Annotated in this window: 1 protein-coding gene; it reads left to right on the top strand. The window is 72.8% G+C overall.

The window, feature by feature from the left end:
- Positions 1–335: AMP-binding protein (locus tag U8525_RS34560; RefSeq protein ID WP_374270986.1), on the top strand; the 335-nt coding region annotated here is incomplete at both ends.

The following is a 335-nucleotide window of genomic DNA, read 5'->3' as shown; positions in this document are numbered from 1 at the left end:
ACAGCACCGCCCTCTTCGAGCGCGGCACCATCGAGCGGATGGCCCGCCACCTCCACACCCTGCTGGAGGCCGTGGCCGCCAGGCCCGAGCAGCCCGTGGCCGAGCTGCCCCTCCTCTCCCCTGAGGAGCGGCAGCGCATCCTCGTGGAGTGGAACGACACCGCTGTCGCCTGCCCCACCGACGTCCCCGTCCACGTCCACTTCGCCCAGCAGGCCCAGCGCACGCCCGACGCCGTGGCCCTCGTCCTGGGGGACTCGACCCTGACGTATGCCCAACTCGACTCCCGCGCCAACCAGCTCGCCCATCACCTGCTCGCCCTCGGCATTGCCCCGGGC

It is taken from the genome of Corallococcus sp. RDP092CA (genome assembly GCF_041903675.1).
In the GTDB taxonomy this organism is placed as follows: Bacteria; Myxococcota; Myxococcia; order Myxococcales; family Myxococcaceae; genus Corallococcus.
The sequence above is the reverse complement of the archived record's forward strand: the minus strand, read 5'-3'. Positions and strand labels throughout refer to the sequence as shown.